Origin of the sequence: Pseudomonas sp. WS 5532 (assembly GCF_012985445.1) — a bacterium.
Taxonomy (GTDB): Bacteria; Pseudomonadota; Gammaproteobacteria; order Pseudomonadales; family Pseudomonadaceae; genus Aquipseudomonas; species Aquipseudomonas edaphica.
Genome location: NZ_JAAQWK010000020.1, coordinates 109,528 through 129,503 on the forward strand (window position 1 = coordinate 109,528; position 19,976 = coordinate 129,503).

Below are 19,976 nucleotides of genomic sequence, written 5' to 3' on the forward strand. Positions count from 1 at the left end.
TACGCTGCAAACCGGCCATTCTTTACTAACGGGCGCTGAGCCAGCGGTCCTGTTTGTTCAGGCGCCAGGCAATTGCCCACAGTGTCAGGCTGCGCAGGGCCATGAACAGCAGGAAGGTGACCCACAGCCCATGATTGCCCAAGCCCTGCAAGGCCCATGCGAATGGCAGCACAATCACCACCGTCAACAGCATGCCGTTACGCATTTCCCGCGCGCGGGTTGCACCGATAAACAGGCCGTCCAGTAAATAGCTCCACACCGCAATCAACGGCAGTACGGCCAGGTAAGGCAGGTAGATATCGGCGGTTTCGCGCACGCTGGGGATATCGGTTTGCATGGCGATAAACAAGTGCCCGGCGAAGGTGAACAGCAGGGCGAACCCTAGGCTGGCGATCAATGACCAGCCACAAGCGACCACCAGCGAGCGGCGCAATGCCTGGCGATCATGGGCGCCGATGGCGTGCCCGCACAGCGCTTCCACTGCGTGGGCCAGACCGTCGAGGGCGTGGGCCGTCAACAGCAGACCGTTGAGCAGCAGCGCATTGGCCGCCACGGTGGCATCGCCCAGGCGTGCGCCTTGCACCGTGATCATGAAAAACACCGACTGCAGCGCCAGGCTGCGGATAAAAATATCGCGGTTCACCGCCAACAGCGGCCGCCAGCTTTGCCAGCGCTGCAAAGCGGCCCAGGCGATATGCCCGGGATACGCGCGCAGGGCTTTTTGCGTGAGGGCCAGGCCGAGCAGGGCGCCGGTCCATTCGGCGATAACGGAGGCGCGTGCTGAGCCGACCACACCCCAATCCAGACCGAGTACAAACCACAGGTTCAAGGCGATGTTGACGAGGTTGGTGGTAAGCAGAATCGCCAGCGGCGCACGCGCATTTTGCGTGCCGAGGAACCAGCCGACCAAGGCATAGCTGGCCAGCGCGGCGGGCAGGCCGAACAAGCGGGTGTGGAAAAAATCGCGGGTCAGTTGGTTCAGCTCGGGCGAGGGCTGCATCCACTCCAGGGCCAGATGGCTCAGCGGAATGCCCACCGTGCCCAGCAGCATGGCCAGCCCCAGCGCCAGCAACAAACCTTGCAGCAGGATTTGCCTGAGCGCCGCGCCATCCCCGCGCCCGGCGGCTTGTGCGGCAAACCCGGTGGAACCCATGCGCAGAAAGCCCATGGCCCAGGCCAGGAAGGTATACAGGCTGGCGCCCACGGCCACAGCGCCCAGTTGATGGGCGTGGGGCAGGTGGCCGATGACCATGCTGTCCACCAGGGCCACCAGCGGCACCGAGATGTTCGACAAGATCATCGGCGCCGCCAATGCCCAGACGCGGCGATGGGTGCGGCGGTCGCGCCAATCTGTCAGCAGGGTGAGTGTTTTCAAGTATTAATGCACAACCCAGCTGAGCAACCACAAACCCAGCATCAACCAGATAATTCCCATAATGATCGAGGCGCGCATAAACGCACGCACCGCCGAGTACAGCAACATCAACCCGATGATGAGGGCGGCAATGCTGATGATTGAGGTGTCCATGCCCAATGTGCGCGACAGGCCTTCAATAAAGTTGCCGCCCGCGTGGGTCAAGGCGCCGAACAGCCCGCTGAGCCCGTCGACGATAAAGCGGATGACGGACCCCAGTGCCTGGCCCAACCATTCGAAAAAGCTTTCTACCTGCATGTGTGTGTCCTGATGAAGAGGTGGGCGTCGCTGAGCCTTTGGTCGTTATTACACCAAGCGAGTTCCCTTTTAGCATAGAGGTTTACGCGTTACAGGGATTCACTTGCCTTCGCCCGGCATCCGCCCGAAGCTATACACCTTCAGGAGCCCCCGCATGAACCTCGAACACCTCACCGAACGCTTGCACCGTATTCGCGATACCAACGACTGGAAGCGCTTCCACAGCCCTAAAAACCTGGCCATGGCCGCCAGTGTGGAAATGTCCGAGCTGGTGGAAATATTCCAGTGGCTGACCGAAGACCAGTCGCGCCAACTGCCGGCGGACAAACTCACCCACGCCGGGCAGGAAGTCGGCGATATCGTGCTGTACCTGCTGTTGCTGTGCAGTGAGCTGGGCCTGGACATGAACGAAGTGGTACGCGCCAAACTGGCCGACAGCGAACGGCGGTTTGCCCATGAGTGACCGTCACTTTGACCATTTGGCCACGCGCTTTGCCGAGAAGATCTACGGTGGCGCCAAAGGCGCGATTCGCCTGGCAGTGTTGCAGGCCGACCTGACTGAAGCCTTGCCCGAGCGCCCTTTGCGCGTACTCGATATCGGCGCGGGCCTGGGGCATATGTCGCTGTGGCTGGCTGAGCGCGGCCATCAAGTGACCCTGGCCGAGCCCGCCGAGCCGATGCTTGAAGGCGCCCGTCAGCGGTTTGCCGACGCCGGGCAGACCGCGACTTTTATCCATGCGCCCTGGCAGCAATTGCTCGGCCAACTCACCGAGCCCTACGACCTGGTCCTGTGCCACGCCGTGCTCGAATGGCTGGCCGAACCTCACGCGATCCTGCCGGTGCTGCACCAGCTCACGGTGCCCGGCGGCTGGTTGTCGCTGGCGTTCTACAACCGTGATGCGCTGATTTACCGCAACCTGCTCAAAGGCCACTTCCGCAAAATGCGCAAGAACGACATGGCCGGCGAGAAGCAAAGCCTTACCCCGCAACAACCGCTCGACCCACGGGAACTGGCGGCGCAACTCGAAGGGCTTTGGCAGGTCGAAAGCCAAAGCGGCGTGCGGGTGTTCCACGACTATATGCCGATGGAGTTCCAGGCTCGCGCCAATCTGCAGGACTTGTTGGAGATGGAACTCGCTCACCGTCGTCACCCAAGCTTTGCCGGACTTGGGCGTTATTTGCACTGGATCTGCCGTCCGGTTTAAGCGGCCCAGTCTGCGGAGGTCGAAATGCGTCGTCTCTGTTTGATCCTGTTATCCCTCGGCTTGGGTGCCTGTTCCACGCCCAACCCCTACGTGGCCGCCTCGGCCCCGATGCCGCCGGCTCCGGCCCAGGCAGCGAATACCTTTGATGCCAGCGCCTACCCGGCGCCGATGCGCGACTATGGCGCCTACCGCAGTTGGGGCTGGCTTAACGGCCAGTTGCCCGCGGGGACGGCCTGGGCGGATTCGGCGCAAATAGCCGAAGCGGTCAGCGGCGCTCTAGATCAGCGCGGCTTGCGCCCTTTGCATGACAGCCGCGCCCCCGACCTGCTGGTAACTGCTGACGTGCGTCTGGAAAAACGCCTGCGCCAGGTGCAGGACGACTATGGCTACGGCTACGGTGGCTATAACCGCTATGGCAATGGCTACGGCATGTACAACACGGTGCCGGTGGTACGCACCTATGAAGTGACAGTTGCGGTGGCCCGCGTGAGCCTGTTCGATGCCCGCACGCGCCAGCCGGTATGGAGCACCAGCGCCGAAACCACCAGCCAGGGTAGCCTGAGCGAACGCGCTGATGCGTTGCGCGAAGCGATGCAGAAGGCAATGAGCGCTTATCCACCCAGTTAGCAGCTATTCTCATCTCAGGCTTATTCCATTTTTTGGAGAACCCTCATGCTTCGTCGCCTTGCTGCACTCGCTGTAGTGGTCTTGTTGAGTGGCTGCCAGACCAGCCAGGTCAACCATGACTTTGATGCCAGCCGCGATTTTGGCGCGTACCGCAACTGGGCCTGGAAAGACCCGGCCCTGCAATACCGCCCGGATGATCCACGGATCAAGAGCGACCTCACCGAGCAACGCATTCGCCAGGCCGTGGGCGAGCAACTCGACCAGCGCGGCCTGCGCCCCGCCGCTGCAGGCACCAGGGCCGACCTGAATGTACAGGCCTACCTGATCGTCGAAGAGCGCCAGCAACAAGTCACCACCAACTACGGCGGCGCCTGGGGCGGCCCGTGGAATGGCTACTGGGGCGGGCCGATGTACAACGAAACGCGCAACATCACCTACAAAGTGGCGACCATCCAGATCGACCTGCTCGACGGCAAGGACGGCAAACTGGTATGGCGTGGCAGCGACGAGCAGATGATGGCCAGCACGCCGAACCCGCAGGATCGCAGTGATGCCATTCGCAGCACGGTGACCAGGATCCTCTCCAACTACCCACCGCACTAAAGACCACCGCCAAACCCTGTGGGAGCGGGCTTGCCCGCGATAGCGGTCTGTCAGTCACCGATGCATTGACTGATCCGCCGCCATCGTGGCACAGGTATCTACACAACGTTTGAAGGCAGCCAATTTCTCCTGTGGCGAGCAGGCTTGTCCTGCGTTGGGCCGCGAAGCAGCCCCAAACCCGGACGCTGAGTTCTTTCAGGAAAACTGCAGTGCCTATACTGGGGCCGCTTCGCGACCCAACGCAGGACAAGCCTGCACGCCACAACAGCCCACTTGCCAATAACCGGTTGTACAGATATCGATGGCCATCGCGGGCAAGCCCCACATTTTTGATCTTCACCACCTCCAGCCCTTGTCTACACTCAATAGCATCCCAGGAGAGTAAGCGCTCGGCAACTCGCCGGCACAGGAGTGCTCGATGTCTCCCCGACTTGGTTCCAGGCAAGGTGGCGCAATCGGCCTGATGGCCGCCGGCGTGTTGGCGGTGGCGCTGGCCTTTACATTGCTGATGATCGACAGCGGCCGCCTGTACCTGGAGAAGCGTAAGCTGCAAGGCGTGGCAGACACGGCGGCGCTGGAAGCGGTGAGCCGCAGCGGCACGTGCCTGAGCGGGTTGAGCGCGGCGGCGTTTGCCGGGCAGAGTGTGGCGCGCAATCATTTTGTGGTGGGCAGCGGCAATACCCTGGTGACCCAATGCGGCACCGTGACCACCGGCGCGTCGGGCCGGCGCATGTTCAGTGCCAACCCTGCAGTGTCATCGGCGATTCAAGTGGTGGTGAGCAAAACCGTGACCACCAGCGTGGCCGCCGGGGTTTGGGCGTTGTTCTCCGGCAATCCGGTGAGCATCAATACCGTATTGACCGCGACCGCCGTAGCGGCGGTGCCCACGCCACCTTCGGCCCAACTGACCATCAACAGCACCCTGGCCAGCGTCAACACCGCAAGTGCGAGCCTGTTGAACCCGCTGTTCAGTGGCTTGCTCGGCGGTAACGTCAACCTGACGGTCGCCGGGTGGAATGGTTTGCTCAATACCAATATCAACCTGCTCAGTTACCTCAACCAACTGGCGGTCAACCTCAACGTGGCCGCCGGTAACTACACCCAGCTGCTCAACACCAACGTCACCGCCGCGCAATTGATCCAGGCCGCGGTCACCGTACTGACCGCCAACGGCGCAACGGCGGACGTGATCACCGCCCTGGGCAGCTTGCAAGTCGCCGCGATCAACCAGGCACCGTTGACCGTCGGGCAGATTCTGCAATTGCAGACCGGCACCACCGCTGCGGCGCTGAATGCCAACTTGCAGGTGTTCCAACTGATCCAAGGGGTGGTGCAACTGTCCAATAGCCAGAGCGCGGCGGCGGCGACCTTGCCCGTGAGTGTGCTGGGGTTGGCCAATATCACCACCCAGGTCAAAGTGATCGAACCGCCACAGTTGTCAGCGATCGGCAACCCGGTGCTGGCGGCGGCCAACCCTACAGGGCCAAATAAAATTTACGTACGTACCGCCCAGGTGCGCACTGAAGTGACCGTGAGCTTGCCGGTATTAAGTGCGTTGTCGGGGCTGAACACGGCGGTAAACGACTTGTTGGGTCCACTGACGCCGGTGCTCGGCAGCCTGCTGAACCTGAACCTGGTGAGCACGATCAACTCGGCCTTGTGCTTGCTGGGCGCTGGTTGCCAGCAGGCGGATTTGCTGGTGCTACCCGGCAACCTGCCGATTAACATCGTACTGGATGCCGGGGCCGCGAGCAGTTACGTCACCGCCTACAGCTGCCCCACCGGCAACGCGGGCACCAAGAGCCTGACGGCGTACACCACCACCTCGCTGGCGTCGTTGAATGTGGGCAGTATTACCAATGCGTTTTCCACCACCTTGCCGATGACGGTAGCGCCGTTACCCCTGATCGATATTGGTACCAAGACCTGCCACAAGATACTCGGCATCGGCAGCTGTGACCCGCGCGTGCCGTTTGCCGGTGGTGGCATCGCGATCAAGGTGGTCAGTCCGATTGCGCAGAGCAATCAAACCCTGGTGTTCTCCAGTACCACGCCGTTTGCCACGCCGCCGAACGTGGGCCTTGCGCCGACCTATCAGGCTGCGGCACCCGCCACCAATGTGGTGAGCAGCCTTTCAACCACGCTCAATGGCGTGGGCATCACGGCTTACCAACCGTCCGGAGGAAGCCCGTTGGGCATTCTGGCGCCTACGGTCACAGCGCTGCTCAGTGCCGTCAGCGCGATTGTCACGCCGGTGGTGGATGGCTTGCTCGGCCCGCTGCTCAACCCGATCCTTAACAACCTGCTGAGTATGCTCGGCATCAGCCTGGTGAATGTGAACGTCGGCGCCAACCTCACCTGTGGCCAGACCGGCGAGGCTTACCTGGTGATTTAAACGTCGATGGCCCTGGGCAGTTCCACGCAGAACCGTGCGCCGTGTTCGCCGTTGCTGACGCTCAGGCGCCCGCCCATGTTCTCGACGATGCCGTAACTCACCGACAGGCCCAACCCGGTGCCCACGCCAATCGGCTTGGTGGTAAAAAACGGCTCGAAGATGCGTTCCAGCAAGCGCGGGTCGATGCCGCCGCCGTTGTCTTCGACCCAGATGCGCACGTGGCGGCTGTCGTGTTCGGTGTGCAGGGCAATCCACGGGCGCAGCTCGGGGTTCTTTTCGCGCTGGCTCAACAGCGCATCGCGGGCGTTGACCATCAGGTTGATCAGCACTTGCTCAAGCTGGTCGACGTAGCCTTTGACCTGCACCGGGATATCCGCCTGGGTCAGGCGCACTTCAACACCTTTGCCACGCAGGCCTTCACTGAGCAACGACAAGGTGCCCTCCAACGCCTGCGCCGGGTCAAAAGGTTGCTGCTCGACCTCCGAGCGGCGGCCGAACACACGCATATGGTCGACCACCCGCGCCGCACGCTGTACCTGGGCGTCGATGCGCTGGAGTTTTTCGGTCAGGTAGTCGATCTGCACGTCGCCATTGCTCAGGCGCTTGAGCACATTGACGATGGCCATGCGCATCACGTTCAGCGGCTGGTTGATCTCATGGGCCAGGCCCGTGGCCATTTCACCGAGGGTGGCCATTTTCGCGCTTTGCGTCAGTTGCTGCTGGGAGCGCCGCACTTCGGTGTTATCGCGGCCCACGGCCTGCACTTCCACAAGGGTGCCGTGCTCATCAAAGACGCCTCGGTCCGACCACACCCACCAGGCATGTTCGCGGCCGGGCAATTGCAGGCTGATTTCGGCTGTGCTCACCGGGAACTCCGGCGTCAACTGCTGTATGCGCTGCACAAACGCTTCGCGCTGTTCGGTCGACAGCCATTCACCCAGGTTGACCCCGCGCAACTGCGCAGGTAGGCACTCCAGGTAATTGGCCAGCGGCGTGTTGCCGAAGGTCAGGGTCAGGTCCGGGCGGTAGCGGCAGATCATTGCCGGGGAGTCTTCCACAAGGATGCGATAGCGCTCCTCACTGTCCTTGACCTGCTGGGCGGCCAAGGTTGCCTCGGTCACATCCAGCCACAGGCCGACCGCTTCTACCGGCACGCCCAAGTCGTCGCGCAGCAGCTTGGCTTCGTCGAGCAGCCAGTGGTAATCCCCGTGTGTGTCTTGCACGCGGTAACGGCTGCGCACGCTGCCTTCACGCAGCAATTGGCGGGTGCGCTGGAAGTACAGGTCGCGGTCGTCCGGGTGTACCCATTGCACCAGGCTGTCATGGGTGCATTCGGCCAGGGTGCGACCGAGCAAGGGCAGCAGACTGTGACTGAAAAACACCGGCTGCAGCGCGCCATTCACATAGCGCTGCACATAGATCACCGCCGGTGAGCTGGCAATCAGGTTATCCAGGCGGGCGCGGGCGGCATCGGCTTGCAGCTGCTGGTTCTGGATGTCGCTGATGTCGAGCATAAAACCGACCCAGCGCCGCTGTTCACCGGCGCCCAGCACCTGGCCCTGCACGCGATACCAGGTCGGCGCGACGCTGTCGCCACGGTTGAGGCGCGCGCTGGCGAGCAAGGGTTTGCCGAGGGTTTGCAGGTCGCGTAGACGGCTGTGCAGTTCCTGGCGGTCGGCGGGGTGAATGTGGTTCAGCCACGCTTCGAGGGGTTGCCGGGTCGGGCCGTCTTCCGGGTCGAGGTTGCGCATCAATTGGGGGGCGAGCTGGATTTCGCCGCTGGCGGGCAATAACTCAAACCAGCCCGTGCCCAGCAGGCCTTGCAACGCTTCCTGGCGCTCGAGTTGTTGATGGTGACGGTGTTCGCGCAGGCGGCTGAGCAGTGGGGCGGCGAGGGCGGCGGCGAGGTTCAGCCAGTCGCGGTCGTTGCTGTGCAGTTGGCCACTGTACGCGCCGCACAGCAGCCATGCGGCGATGCCTTGGCCATCGCGATAGGGCACAAGGAACCCATCGGCATTGCCGAAAATACTGTGCAAGCGCGGGTGCTCGCCGCGCCCATAAGGTGCTTGCAGGCTCAGCGGCGTGGTGCCGTTGAGGCTGTCCAGGCAGGTCCCGAGACGTTGGCCAGTGTGCCAGAACAACGGTGCATCATGGTTGGCGTACTGGCTGTAGATCATCCAACCCTGGTCTTCCTGATCGAGCAGCGCCAGGGCCACACACGGGATACGCCAGCGCTGCGCCACGCTGCTTAGCTGTTCGTTGAACACCTCGGGCAGGCGGCTGAGGCTGCACACGCGCAGTTGCTCACTGACGCGGCTGGTCAATTGGTGGTTCTGTTCGCGCTGCTCGGCCAATTGCCGGCCGCCGAGTAAATCGCCGATGTCTACAGCATGCAGCAGCCAGCCATTGTCGTAGGGTTGAAGCGTGCCGCGGGTGTGCAGGACTTGCCCGGCGATCCCGTGAAAATCCAGGTCGAGGCTGTGGCGCTGCCAGTCGACGGGCACGCCTTCAACCGTTACGGCGCTATGGGCACTCAGCAGTTCTTGCAAACGCGGCGAGTTAACCAGTGGCGGCAACTGTGGGCGCAACGTGCCGCTGAGGTCGAGCACGCGGCCTTGGCTATCCAGTTGCACATGCAACCCGGCAGACGGCGGCGCGGGCGTGTCGATTTCCAGCGCGCCATTGCGACCGAGCAAGCGCCCGAAAAGTCTGTCCCCCGAAGTCAAAACTGCAGGCTCGACTGGGCCTGCAGAGTTGCCGGTAACTGCGGCACGGTGCCGATGCCCGGCAGGACAATAAAGGGCAGCACCGCCTGGAGGTTGGCCGACGGGTAGTTGATCTGCACCGACAACAGCCCGCTGGTGAAGGTGGTGGTGACTTGGGTGGAAGCGTCGAATTTGTAGGCGTTGGGAATCCACCCCAAACGGTTGGCGACCGCCGTTTTGGCAGTGGCCTGTACGGCGGCGGGGTAGCCTTGCATATTCGGGTCCAGCCCTACGCTCTGGCGCACGGCTTCGGCGGTGGCCTGGTTGAACGACTGCAACAGCAGCAGCGGCAGGCTATAGCTGACCGTGCCGTAGAACACGGCAAAAAAAATCACAAACACGGCAATGAACTCGATGGCTGCCGCGCCTTTTTGCTTTTCCGGGAGGCTTGTTTTCATCACCGCGTCTACCCTGACGGCTACTACTTGATATCAGCATAGAATCAATCGGCGAAAAGGGATGTTTTTTACGTGATCCATAGTGCAGTGGTGCTGTTGTGGTTGGGGCTGTGTGCCGTGCAGGACGTTCGCCAGCGCTTGCTTGCCAATCGCCTGACGCTGGGCGCGGCGTTGTTGGCGTTGATCTACCTCGTGTGGACGGGCAACACCTGGCTCGGCGCCTCCGTCGGGCAGGGGCTGTGGGCGTTTTTCCTGGCGCTGCTGCTGACCTTGCCCGGTTACGCCCTGGGCCGCCTTGGAGCGGGGGATGTAAAGCTGCTCGCGGCCTTGGCGCTGGCCTCCAATGCCGACTATTTGCTGGGTTCATTTGTGGGGGCCGCGATCGCCAATTTGCTGTGGCTATTGGCAGCGCCAAAGCTTTGGCCGCTTATGAGTCAAGGGGTTAAAAAGCATCTGGGTTATCTGGCGCCGGACCCGTCAAGAAAACTGCCGTTTGCGCCGTTTTTACTGGTGGGGTTCGCCGCCACCTGGTTTTGGATCCATTAATCGTCTGAGGGTATTAACGCTATGTACATAGTCGGAAAGTACGTCTACGTTTAATACGTAGATGTACGGGAATATTCGTGGTGAAGGATTAGTCAAACTTTTGGCTTGCAATGCATGGAGTAGCGCGTGAACAAGCTTACCTCTGCAGTAAAAGTGCTCGTGGTCGACGATCAACCGCTGATCGTGGAAGAGCTCTGTGAATTTCTTGAAAGCAGCGGTTTCCGCTGCGTCCCGTGTGAATCCAGCCAGCAGGCCTTGAAGCGTTTTACCGAAGACGCCGAGATTGGCCTGGTGCTGTGCGATCTGCATATGCCGGACATGGACGGCATCGAGTTGGTCCAGGCCCTGCAGAAGGTTGCGGGCAAGCAGCGCGCCTTTGAGGCGATCATGTTGACCGGCCGTGCGGACAAGCAGGATGTGATCAAGGCGCTGCGTGCGGGGATCGCGGATTACTACCAGAAGCCAATCAACCTCGATGAGCTGCTCGAAGGCTTGCAGCGCCAGGAAGCGGCGTTGGAGGAGCGCAAGAAAGAGCTGCAACTGGGGCACTTGAACCAGAAGCTGCAATTTCTTTCCGAGTCCATCAACGACCTGTACCAGGACCTCGACAAAGCACGCCGCAGCCCGCCAGGGCATGAGAATGACGAGGCGTCGGCCGAGGAGGCCGGGCCGGTGGAGATTCCGGCGATCTTCAACCAACTGTCGCCACGTCAGCTGGATGTTGCGCGGCTGGTGGGCAAGGGGCAGACCAATTATCAGATTGCCTGTGAGCTGGGCATTACCGAGAACACCGTGAAGCTGTATGTGTCCCAGGTGCTGCGCCTGACGCACATGCATAACCGCACGCAGTTGGCGCTGGCGTTGTCGCCTAACAACTCGGCGATGCGCCAGCGAGTCACCGCCCACTGAGTGGGAGCGGGCTTGCTGTGGCGAGGGAGCTTGCTCCCGTTGACTGCGCAGCAGTCTCCGGCTTTTTTGGGGGCGCTTCGCACCCCAGCGCAAGCAAGCTTGCTCGCCACAGAAAGCCCGCTTGTGTCTGAATGATCGTTCCCACGCTCTGCGTGGGAATGCCGCCCAGGACGCTCCGCGTCCTGCTATCAACTACCGCCCTGGGCTGTCCCGCCCGCCTTCTGATCGAAGTACTCCGGAATCGGGTGCTTGTAGCTTTCCAGCAAGCGTTGCGCCGCCAGGTCACGCTCGGCGGCTGAGGCTTTTTGCTGGGTGCTTGAGGCCGCTTTCCCGCTGGACTGCAAGGTCAGCCAGCTTTCGGTCACCGCCTGCTGCGGCGATGACGGGCCGGGCTCAATGGCCATGACACTGAGGGGCAGTGCCAGCACGGCGAGGCTGGTGAGATATAGCATTTTCATGATCAATTCCTCGGGGTGCTTGCGGCATCACTCATGGTAGCCACCTGGTCTTTGACCTTGGCGACGGGAACGCTGGCGCCTTTGAGTTTCTCGGCGCGGGCCTGGGCGTCGGTAACTTGTTCAGGGCTCAGGTTCATTTGGCTGGCCACCTGCGCGGCCTGCTTCCAGTTGTCCTGATAGATCATCAGGGTCACCAGATTGATCGCCGCCAGCGGGTCGCTCTGCTTGAGCTCCATGGCAGTCATGAACTCGAAGCGTGCGTCTTCCAGGCGCAGTTGGTTGAGGTACACCACGCCCAGGTCATTGCGGATTTTTTCATCCGTCGGCGCCAACCGGGCCGCGCGTTGCAAGTGCGCCATGGCTTGGCCGTTGTCGCCCTTGGCCGAGGCCAACTGGCCCAGGCCGTGTTCGCCTTCAGCCGCCATGCAGGTGCCGATCAGGCTTTGATAAAGCGGCTGTGCCTCGCTACGCCCGAGCAGGCGATACGCCTTGGCCTGGCGCAGGCGCACCTGGGGCAGGTTGGCCGGCAGGCTCTGCAGGTTCGCCAGGCTGGCGTGCAGCTTGCCGTCGCCGGCCATTTCATCGGCCAGGTTCAGCGCCAGTTCCTGGTCCGACCCAGGTTTGGGGCAACTGCCGCCCGCTGTCAGGGCCGCCCACGGCGTTTGGCCGTTGGTGGCACACCCCCCGAGCAGCAACAGGCTCAAACCGGCTATCAAGGCTTTCATCGGGCGGTCCTCATAAGTTACTCAAGGCCCGGGAGATGCCGATGAACGCCGGCCCCCCGAGCACGATCAGCAGGGCGGGAAACAGGAACACCATCATCACTACCGACATCTTTGCCGACATCTTCGACACGAATTCCTGAATGCGCGTAAGGCGGCGGTCGTCGAGCAATTGTTTGAGCGCCAGCAGCGATTTCATTGCACCGCCGCCTTGCTGGACCAGTTGCTGGAGGATGGTGCAGGTGTCGGTGAATTCATCCACGGCCAGCATCCGCGCGGTCTTGCCCAGCTCTTCGCTCAGCTCCAGGCCGGAGTCGACACGCGTCAGGATCAGGCGCAGTTCATAAGTCAGGTCCGGCAGCAGGCGTTGCGCTTCAATGCTCAGCACGCGCAGCGCTTGTTCAACCGCCATGCCTGACTCGAACAGGATGCGCAGCAGCGGAATGAAGGTCGAGACCTCACGGGAAATGCGCTGCTGACGCGCCTTGGCGGCCCAGGCCAGGATGCGTTTGGGCAACAGGTAACCGATGCCCATACCGATTGCGGGCGCCAGCCACGGCGAGGCCGTGTGAGGAAACAGCAGCTCCTGGCCCAACAGCACCACGCCCAGCGCCACTAGCGGCGTGCCGACCTGCAGGGCGGCGAACATGGAACGTTGGCTGGCCTGGCGCCAACCGACGCGGCTGAGCAGCAGTTGGGTTTCGTTGTCCAGACTGACCGAGCGTTGCGCGATAGGGCTGTTGCCCAATTGGCGCATCAACGTATTGAGCGTGCGTTCACGGCCCATCTGGCCCTGCAAGCGCTGGGCGACCAGGCGCTGGCCGCGCCGGTGTTTGAGCAGGTTGGCCAGCACCAGCGCCAGGGCGGCCAGGAGCATTACGGCGCTGATCAGCAGTGGGATAGCCATCTCATACACTCCGCAGCATGCGCCACAAGGTGAAGCAGCCCAGCAGTTGCATGCCGAGTGCCACGAACAACAGCGTACGCCCGGTGCCGTCGTTCCACATGGTCATCAGGTATGCCGGGTTCACTACCAGGAAGTAGCCGATCATCGAGATGGGCAGGGCGCCGAGCACGTAGGCGGTCACGCGGGTTTCGCCGGTCAGGGCGCGCAACTGGCGGGCGGCCTGCTCGCGCTCGCGGATCATCTTGATCAGGTTTTCCAACAGTTCGCTGGCATTGCCGCCATAGCGATGGTTGATCTTCAAGCCCAGCGCAAACAGGCGAAACTCATCACGCTCGTAGAACTCGGCAAAGTCGTGGGTCGACTCCGGCAGGCTTACGCCCAACTGCACATTGCGCTGGATACGGCCCATGGCCTGTTGCAGCGGGTCTTCGGTGATCTCGATACCGCCCAGCACCGAGTCGGCCAGGGTGCGCCCGGCCTTGAGGCTGCGCACGGTGTGGTCGAGCAATTGCGGCAGCTGTTCGATCATGCGCTTGATGCGCCGCTGGTAGCGCCAGGCGATGTACAGGCGCAGCAGCACCGGCGGCAGCACCAGCATCACCAGCAGGCCGAGCCAGCCGGCCACCAGCAGCCCCAACGCCACGCCCAGGGCCCAGATCGCCAGCCACAGGCCCAGGCTGTCCGTGGGTTTGCCCAGGCCTGCGCGCAGGAACATCCGTTCCACGCCACTCCACTGGTTGGCTTCTTCGGTGAGCTGCGGCTGGCCCTCGGCGAGCCGGCTCAGTACCCGCTCGGTCTGGGCACGGCGCAGGCCGTTCTGAAAGGAGCGGATCGACAGGCCGATCAGGATCAAACAGATAAGTAGCAGGATGGCCCCGGTCATGGTCATGTCCCTTTCAAGGCTAAGCCGGTTCGCGGCGCAGTTTATCGCCGGCAGGGTTGACCGCCTCGCGCAAGAAGCCGAAGCCAGTGCGCCGGTCATGGCGGAACAGGGTATTGGTCACGTACACGTCTTCGCGGATACCCACCACCTCCACCACTTCGCTGACGCAACGACGCCCGTCCGGCAAACGGGTCAACTGGATCACCACATCGAGCGCCGCGCAGATCATTTGCCGCAGGGTTTTCTCCGCCACCACACGGCCGGTCAAACCCACCAGGGTTTCCAGACGCAGCAATGCATCGGCAGCGTTGTTGGCGTGCACGGTACTCATGGAACCGTCGTGGCCGGTGTTCATGGCGGTGAGTACATCAAGCACTTCCACGCCACGGATCTCACCAAGGATGATGCGGTCGGGGCGCATCCGCAGGGCGTTGCGAATCAGGTCGCTGGCCTTGACCTCGCCGTGGCCCTCGGCATTCGGCGGGCGGGTTTCCAGGCGCACCACGTGGGGGTGGCCCAATTGCAACTCGGCCACGTCTTCGATGGTGACCAGGCGTTCATGGGGGTTGATCAGTTGGCTGAGAATATTGAGCAGCGTAGTTTTACCGGTGCCGGTACCGCCGCTGATCAGGATATTGCAGCGCTTGCCCACGGCTTCCTGGAAGAAGTCAAAGATGTTCTGGTCGATGGTCTGCATCGCCACCAGGTCGCTGCTTTTGAGCATGTCCTTGCGAAACTTACGAATCGACAGGCACGGCCCATCCAGGGCAATCGGCGGGATGATTGCATTGACCCGGCTGCCATCCGGCAGGCGTGCGTCGACCATCGGCGACGATTCATCCAGGCGCCGACCCAGCGGTGCGAGGATGCGTTGCATCACGCGTTCAACGTGGTGCGAATCGATAAAGCGCAGGTCGCTTTGATGCAGCAAACCGTCACGTTCGATAAACACCCGGTGCGGGCCGTTGACCAGGATTTCGGTCACTGACGGGTCGCGCAGCAGCACTTCCAGCGGGCCGAAACCGGTCAGTTCATCGACGATCTCTTCGGCCAGGCGCTCCATCTCATAACGGGAAATCGCCAGGTGCATGCGGTTGATGTATTCGGCCACTTTGTCGATGACAAACTGCGCCAACAGCGGGCGTGAACCCTCCAGCAAGTTTTTGCCTGACTCCTCGATGGCATCGATGATGTAGCGATGCAGCACCAGCTTGAGCCCGTCGTGGTCAGTGTTGCCACCGAGGCCGCGAGCGGGGGCGCCGAAGAGTTTTTCACCGTTCATTTGCCAGCCCTCAGCAGGCGTTCAAACCAGGTGTGCGAGGGTTGCTTCATGCCTTCGGAGCGCTTCGCCAGGCGCTCGCCCAAAGCTTTGAGGTTGTGGGTCAGGGTTTCGCGTGGGGCCAGGGCGAACAGGGTTTGCCCTTGGTTCTTGGCATTCAGGCGCACCTCCGGGCTCAGCGGCAGCACCGCGATCACCTCCAGCCCATAGCTTTTGCCCAGGGCTTCCGCGTCGGGCGCGCAACCTTTGATGTAACGGTCGACCAGCAGCTTGGCGTGTTCCAGCTTCATGCCTTTTTCGCGCCACTGGTTCAGCACGCCGAGGTTGCGACGGCAGTCCAGCACACTCTGGTCGGTACACCACAACAGCTTGTCGCAATGGCTGACAAAGGTGCGCAGCGCTTCGCTGTCGGGCTGGCCGGCGAGGTTCACCACGATGTGCTGGAAGTGTTGGCGCAAGGCACTGAGCAGCATGTACAGCTCGGCCGCGCTGGTCTGTGCCAGGGGCTCGTCGTTGGGGGCGTAGGCGAGGATGCGCAGGCCGTCTTCGGCGCAGGTAAACGCGCTGTTGATCAAGGTGCTGTCCAGGCGCCTGAGGTGGCGCAAGGCATCGCCGAAATTGAACGAGCTTTCCAGCCCCAGCAACGCCAGGCTGTCACCGCGCGGCAGGCCCAGGTCGAGCAACAGGGTTTGCTGGCCGCTCTTTTGAACCACCAGCGCCAAGTGGCTGGTCAGCAATGCGCCGTCGGCATTGCTCTGGGTGCCGTAGAGCACGGTCAGGCCACCCAGTTGGGTGTTGGTGGTCACCGGCGGCAGGCGTTTGCTCAGGCGACGTACCAGCCCGGCGACTTCGCTGGAGCGTGAGCCATAGGCGACAAAATCGCGGGCGCCGGCGCGCATGGCATTGAGTACAAGCTGGTTGTCCATGCCATCGCCGAGGGCGACGATGGCGAGCATCGGCTTGGCCTCCAACGCGCCTTCGATCAGCGCGCTTTGGGCCACCACGTGTTCGCGGTCGAGGCCGATAAACACCAGGTTGGCGAAGGTCACGTCCACCAGCGCGAGCAGCTCGTCGAGGGTGCCGCTGCCGGCGCTGACCACTTGGCCAAGCGGTGCCAGCGCGCCCTGCAGCCATTCCAGGTCGGTGCTGTTGCGGGTGATTGCCAGAAACGTCTGGCTCAGGCTATCGCTCATTGAGACAACCCATTGAGTCGGTCGAAATTGCCATTTTCCAGGAAGTACAGGCGGTACCAGTTCGGGTCGTAGTTGCGCAGCTTCTCGCCGGGCAAGGACGGCAGTTGGGCGTTGGCGGCCAGCGGCTGCACCAGGTGCGGGGTGACGATCATCAGCAGCTCTTTGTCCTGGCGGTTGACCGAGGAATCACGAAAGAACGCACCGAGAATCGGGATATCGCCCAGGCCTGGAAACTTGCTGATATTGGTGGTGTTGGTGCTGCTGATCAGGCCGCTGATCACAAAACTTTCGCCGTCGGCCAGTGACACGCTGGTGTCGGTGCGGCGGATGGTCAGGGCCGGCACCTGGATGTTTTGAATGACCACGGCATTGGTGTAGTCCAGCTCGCTAACTTCGGGGGCCACCTTGAGGGAGATGCGATTGTGGTCGATCACCGTTGGCGTGAGTGTCAGGCGAATGCCGAACTCTTTGTACTCGATCGAGATGTTGTTGCTGGCGCTGCTGGGCACCGGGATCGGTACTTCGCCGCCGGCCAGGAAAGTCGCACTTTGCCCACTCATGGCTACCAGGCTTGGACGCGCCAGGGTGTAGGCAAAACCACTGCTTTCCAGGGCATTGATCAGGGCAGAAACCCGCCCGCCGCCAAAGCCGATATTAAAGTTGGTGGTGCTCACCGGCAGCTTGAACGTGTCGACGGTAGGCGAGAGCAATTTGGGGCTGCCGAGGAAAAAGTTGCTGCCGATGCCGAGGATCTTGGTGCTGGCTTCCTTGAGTTTGGAGCGGCTGACTTCGACGAAGCGGATATCGGTCTGTACCTGGCTGGGCAGCGTCGGGTCTTCTGACGGCGACAGCGACAGGCTGGTCAATGCCGAGGTAGCCTTGCCTTTGACGAACACCATGCTCTGGCGCGGCGTGTTCGAACAGGCGGTCCAGACCATCAGGCTGGTGGTGCCGGAGGCCACGCCGGTGAGCAGGAAACCGCGATCGCCATTGAGGTGTACGTCGGCAATTTTCGGGTCGCCAATGGCCAGGCGTGTGATGGCGACAGGGGATTGCAGCTCCTGTTGCAGGCCCTCGCCCACCGACAGTGCTGCGGGTAATTGGCCCAGGCTGCCGCAGTTGCCCGGGGCGGCTGCAACGAGCCCCACAGACAAGTTCGACAGCATCAGGGCACAGGCGATTTTCAGCGTGAACACCGGTGCGAAACGTCGGTTCATGCACAGCATCCTTGTTCAGTCGGGTGTTTGTTGGGTTGCTTGATTACCGCGTATCACCTCAACACCGGTGCGGCGCGCGGGGCCACCCTGGGCGACTTTTTTGGGCGCCTGGACGAAGGCCAGCTGGGTGAATTGGTAGAGGTCGCGGTTAGCGCTTTGCAGCTTGCCCGGTGCATCGCTCTCACCGGCCCAGTAGTGGCTCAGCAAGCGTTCATCGGCGCTGCGCACCGCCAGGCGCAAGGTGCCGGCCTGGGTCGCCAGCATCAGTTGGCTCAGCAGTTGTTCGGGCACGGCCAGCACCACGGTGCGAGAGGGGGCATGGCGTTGGGCTTTTTCTTCGGCGGTCATTGCTGGTGGTGAAGCGGGAACGCCGTCGTTGGTCAGGCCCATTTGATCGCCGACACTGAGCAGGCGCATGGCAGGGATCACCACTTGAGCGGATTGTTCGACGTTGGCGACGTCCTGGCGCAGGTACAGCAACACGTCCACATAGTCGCCAGGGCTCAGTTGGCCGGCAGCGCCAATCACTTCATCGACGGCAACCGCGAGGGCGCGTTCGTTGGGGCGGATCATGCGGGCCAGTGGGCCACCAGGGCTGAAACTCTCATCGTTGAGCCAGGTGCCGGCCTGCAAGGCGCGCCATGGTGTGCGGCCGATGGCCTGGTCAACACTGGTCATACTGCCCGCTGGCGCTGTGCGCAGTTTTTCGATGCTCAGGTCTGCGGCGGTCAGGGCAATAAAGGGCGGTACATCGTGGGCCAGTACCACCACCGATTGGCGGGTCTGGTCCTCGACCACGGCGACGGCTTTTTCTACCGGTGCGGTGGGCGGCGGTGGCGGCGCCGGGGCAGGTTCGCGGCTGAGCACCAACCCCCAATAACCGGCAAACAGCGCACCGACCAAGAGCACACCGGCAAGTACCATGCTGAGACGCGTGTTCATGACGGCTCTCCTTTTCCTGTTGCACCAAAACCTGTCGATCCCAACAGGCTAATTCCGCAACTCGGCTGCTATGAACAGTAACTAACTATTTCGCTATTTGAAGGTAGTTCAGCTAGGACAAAATGCCATTACTGACAGAAATATTTCTTCGTGGCGCGCCTCGATAGCCTTGAAAACAAGGGATTCAGGCGCCAGCAAAACGACCACTACTTTGTGATTAATCAGTTCTTACAGTTGTGAGGGTGGGGTTTGTTGACAATGCTCAGGTGGCACATGGCAATTACTGTGCAGCACCGAGCTAGGGCGTCTGGTCGCCCATAGGAGTAGTACGATGATCCTCGAACTGTTGATTAAACTCCATGTTCAACTTCAGCTACTTTTTCATCGCAAAGAGGGCGCGACCGCGATTGAGTACCTCATTCTCGTGGCGATTGTAGCATTGGTGATACTGGCAGCCGGGACGACGCTGGGGCCTCAGATTACGGCCTTCTTTGCCAGAATTCAGGCGGCGATCACCGCGTTGTGAGTTTGGGACGGCCTGCTGTTGATTTCAGATGGTTTTGAGTGGTGACATCAGGTAGTGCCCATGAATGCTGCAGCTGTACCTTTCCGTCAACAAATCCTGTTGGTGGACGACGAAGAAGATGCCCTCGTAGAACTGGCGGAGTCGCTGGAGAACGAGGGCTTCGTTTGTTTTACCGCCAGCTCTGTGACTTACGCATTGCAGGAACTGACGCTGAATCCTGACATTGCCCTGGTTATCACTGACCTGCGTATGCCAGAGGAGAGTGGGATATCGTTGATCAAGCGCTTGCGTGAGCACACGGATCGTCAGCATTTGCCGGTGATTGTGATGTCTGGGCATGCGGAGATGGATGATGTGAGTGACATGCTGCGGTTGCAGGTGTTGGATTTGTTTCGCAAGCCCATTTATCTGGTGCGCTTGATTGATACGCTTAACAGTCTTTTTCCTTTGCGCAAGTCTCGGTTGTAGCGGGGGTTGTTGAGTACATATCCGTTGCTGCGGTAACGGCGGCCTATGGTTCCGCTCTTACAGCGGGTCACTTTTGGCAAACGCCCCAAAAGTAACCAAAAGGTCTGTGCCCCACCACTCGGCACCTCGCTTAGGCTCGGTGTGCCCTCACTCCGGCTTGAATCCGTGGGCCGCCGCGATGGGCCATCCTTGGCCCAGCGCGGCTAACCCGGCGTCCTGCTGGGTTACCCACGGATTCAAGCCTGCGTTCGGCCATCGTGG

21 protein-coding genes are annotated in these 19,976 nt (G+C 61.7%); 9 read left to right on the top strand and 12 right to left on the bottom strand.

Annotated elements, in window-relative coordinates; all coding sequences use genetic code 11:
* Positions 1-25 precede the first annotated feature (25 nt).
* Positions 26-1,375, bottom strand: coding sequence for an MATE family efflux transporter (locus tag HBO23_RS26630; protein ID WP_017136734.1), 1,350 nt, complete (start codon positions 1,373-1,375; stop codon positions 26-28).
* Between the two features lie 3 nt (positions 1,376-1,378).
* Positions 1,379-1,672, bottom strand: a complete 294-nt coding sequence (locus tag HBO23_RS26635) for a hypothetical protein (protein ID WP_017136733.1) — start codon at positions 1,670-1,672, stop codon at positions 1,379-1,381.
* 154 nt (positions 1,673-1,826) lie between these two features.
* Here HBO23_RS26635 and HBO23_RS26640 point away from each other — a divergent pair, with 154 nt between their 5' ends.
* The 5 genes from HBO23_RS26640 (at position 1,827) to HBO23_RS26660 (ending at position 6,502) form a co-directional block, all read left to right on the top strand.
* The gene (locus tag HBO23_RS26640) at positions 1,827-2,135 is read left to right on the top strand and encodes a MazG-like family protein (protein ID WP_017136732.1); all 309 of its coding nucleotides are present in this window, start codon (positions 1,827-1,829) and stop codon (positions 2,133-2,135) included.
* Positions 2,128-2,877, top strand: coding sequence for a methyltransferase domain-containing protein (locus HBO23_RS26645; protein ID WP_099548143.1), 750 nt, complete (start codon positions 2,128-2,130; stop codon positions 2,875-2,877). The genes HBO23_RS26640 and HBO23_RS26645 overlap by 8 nt, the downstream gene beginning before the upstream one ends.
* Before the next feature lie 24 nt (positions 2,878-2,901).
* Complete coding sequence (locus HBO23_RS26650; protein WP_017136730.1) at positions 2,902-3,504, top strand: DUF4136 domain-containing protein; 603 nt, start codon at positions 2,902-2,904, stop codon at positions 3,502-3,504.
* Positions 3,505-3,549: 45 nt separating this feature from the next.
* A complete protein-coding gene (locus tag HBO23_RS26655) occupies positions 3,550-4,107 on the top strand; it encodes a DUF4136 domain-containing protein (protein ID WP_099548144.1) in 558 nt (185 codons plus the stop codon).
* Between the two features lie 418 nt (positions 4,108-4,525).
* Complete coding sequence (locus HBO23_RS26660; protein ID WP_170040366.1) at positions 4,526-6,502, top strand: pilus assembly protein TadG-related protein; 1,977 nt, start codon at positions 4,526-4,528, stop codon at positions 6,500-6,502.
* Here the strand turns inward: HBO23_RS26660 and HBO23_RS26665 are convergent.
* Both HBO23_RS26665 and HBO23_RS26670 read right to left on the bottom strand, forming a co-directional pair.
* A complete protein-coding gene (locus tag HBO23_RS26665) occupies positions 6,499-9,228 on the bottom strand; it encodes a PAS domain-containing sensor histidine kinase (RefSeq protein WP_170040368.1) in 2,730 nt (909 codons plus the stop codon). The genes HBO23_RS26660 and HBO23_RS26665 overlap by 4 nt on opposite strands.
* Positions 9,225-9,665, bottom strand: a complete 441-nt coding sequence (locus HBO23_RS26670; RefSeq protein ID WP_017136727.1) for a TadE family protein — start codon at positions 9,663-9,665, stop codon at positions 9,225-9,227. The genes HBO23_RS26665 and HBO23_RS26670 overlap by 4 nt, the downstream gene beginning before the upstream one ends.
* Positions 9,666-9,737: 72 nt before the next feature.
* On the opposite strand from HBO23_RS26670, the gene HBO23_RS26675 reads away from it, so the two are divergent.
* Positions 9,738-10,211: a prepilin peptidase gene (locus HBO23_RS26675; protein ID WP_138449923.1), complete on the top strand. Its 474-nt coding sequence runs from the start codon at positions 9,738-9,740 to the stop codon at positions 10,209-10,211.
* A gap of 126 nt (positions 10,212-10,337) precedes the next feature.
* Positions 10,338-11,120 carry a response regulator transcription factor gene (locus HBO23_RS26680; RefSeq protein WP_017136725.1) on the top strand — a complete coding sequence of 261 codons (783 nt, stop codon included), beginning with the start codon at positions 10,338-10,340 and terminating at the stop codon, positions 11,118-11,120.
* Between the two features lie 188 nt (positions 11,121-11,308).
* Here the strand turns inward: HBO23_RS26680 and HBO23_RS26685 are convergent, their stop codons facing one another.
* From HBO23_RS26685 to cpaB, 8 genes are read right to left on the bottom strand one after another with little or no spacing between them, the layout of a single operon-like run.
* A complete protein-coding gene (locus HBO23_RS26685; RefSeq protein WP_017136724.1) occupies positions 11,309-11,578 on the bottom strand; it encodes a DUF3613 domain-containing protein in 270 nt (89 codons plus the stop codon).
* A 2-nt stretch (positions 11,579-11,580) separates the two neighbouring features.
* Positions 11,581-12,303, bottom strand: coding sequence for a tetratricopeptide repeat protein (locus HBO23_RS26690; protein WP_017136723.1), 723 nt, complete (start codon positions 12,301-12,303; stop codon positions 11,581-11,583).
* Positions 12,304-12,313: 10 nt separating this feature from the next.
* On the bottom strand, positions 12,314-13,201 hold the full coding sequence (locus tag HBO23_RS26695) for a type II secretion system F family protein (protein ID WP_026013679.1): 888 nt from the start codon (positions 13,199-13,201) through the stop codon (positions 12,314-12,316).
* Positions 13,202-13,208: 7 nt separating this feature from the next.
* Positions 13,209-14,090, bottom strand: a complete 882-nt coding sequence (locus HBO23_RS26700; protein ID WP_026013678.1) for a type II secretion system F family protein — start codon at positions 14,088-14,090, stop codon at positions 13,209-13,211.
* 19 nt (positions 14,091-14,109) lie between these two features.
* Complete coding sequence (locus HBO23_RS26705) at positions 14,110-15,372, bottom strand: CpaF family protein (protein WP_017136720.1); 1,263 nt, start codon at positions 15,370-15,372, stop codon at positions 14,110-14,112.
* Positions 15,369-16,562 carry a pilus assembly protein gene (locus tag HBO23_RS26710; protein ID WP_099548150.1) on the bottom strand — a complete coding sequence of 398 codons (1,194 nt, stop codon included), beginning with the start codon at positions 16,560-16,562 and terminating at the stop codon, positions 15,369-15,371. The genes HBO23_RS26705 and HBO23_RS26710 overlap by 4 nt, the downstream gene beginning before the upstream one ends.
* The gene (locus HBO23_RS26715; RefSeq protein WP_099548151.1) at positions 16,559-17,779 is read right to left on the bottom strand and encodes a type II and III secretion system protein family protein; all 1,221 of its coding nucleotides are present in this window, start codon (positions 17,777-17,779) and stop codon (positions 16,559-16,561) included. The genes HBO23_RS26710 and HBO23_RS26715 overlap by 4 nt, the downstream gene beginning before the upstream one ends.
* A gap of 15 nt (positions 17,780-17,794) precedes the next feature.
* Entirely contained in the window at positions 17,795-18,721 is a 927-nt protein-coding gene (gene cpaB / locus HBO23_RS26720) for a Flp pilus assembly protein CpaB (protein WP_099488030.1), read from the bottom strand.
* 331 nt (positions 18,722-19,052) lie between these two features.
* On the opposite strand from cpaB, the gene HBO23_RS26725 reads away from it, so the two are divergent.
* The gene (locus HBO23_RS26725) at positions 19,053-19,247 is read left to right on the top strand and encodes a Flp family type IVb pilin (protein ID WP_017136716.1); all 195 of its coding nucleotides are present in this window, start codon (positions 19,053-19,055) and stop codon (positions 19,245-19,247) included.
* A 60-nt stretch (positions 19,248-19,307) separates the two neighbouring features.
* On the top strand, positions 19,308-19,715 hold the full coding sequence (locus HBO23_RS26730; RefSeq protein WP_017136715.1) for a response regulator: 408 nt from the start codon (positions 19,308-19,310) through the stop codon (positions 19,713-19,715).
* Positions 19,716-19,976: the final 261 nt, after the last annotated feature.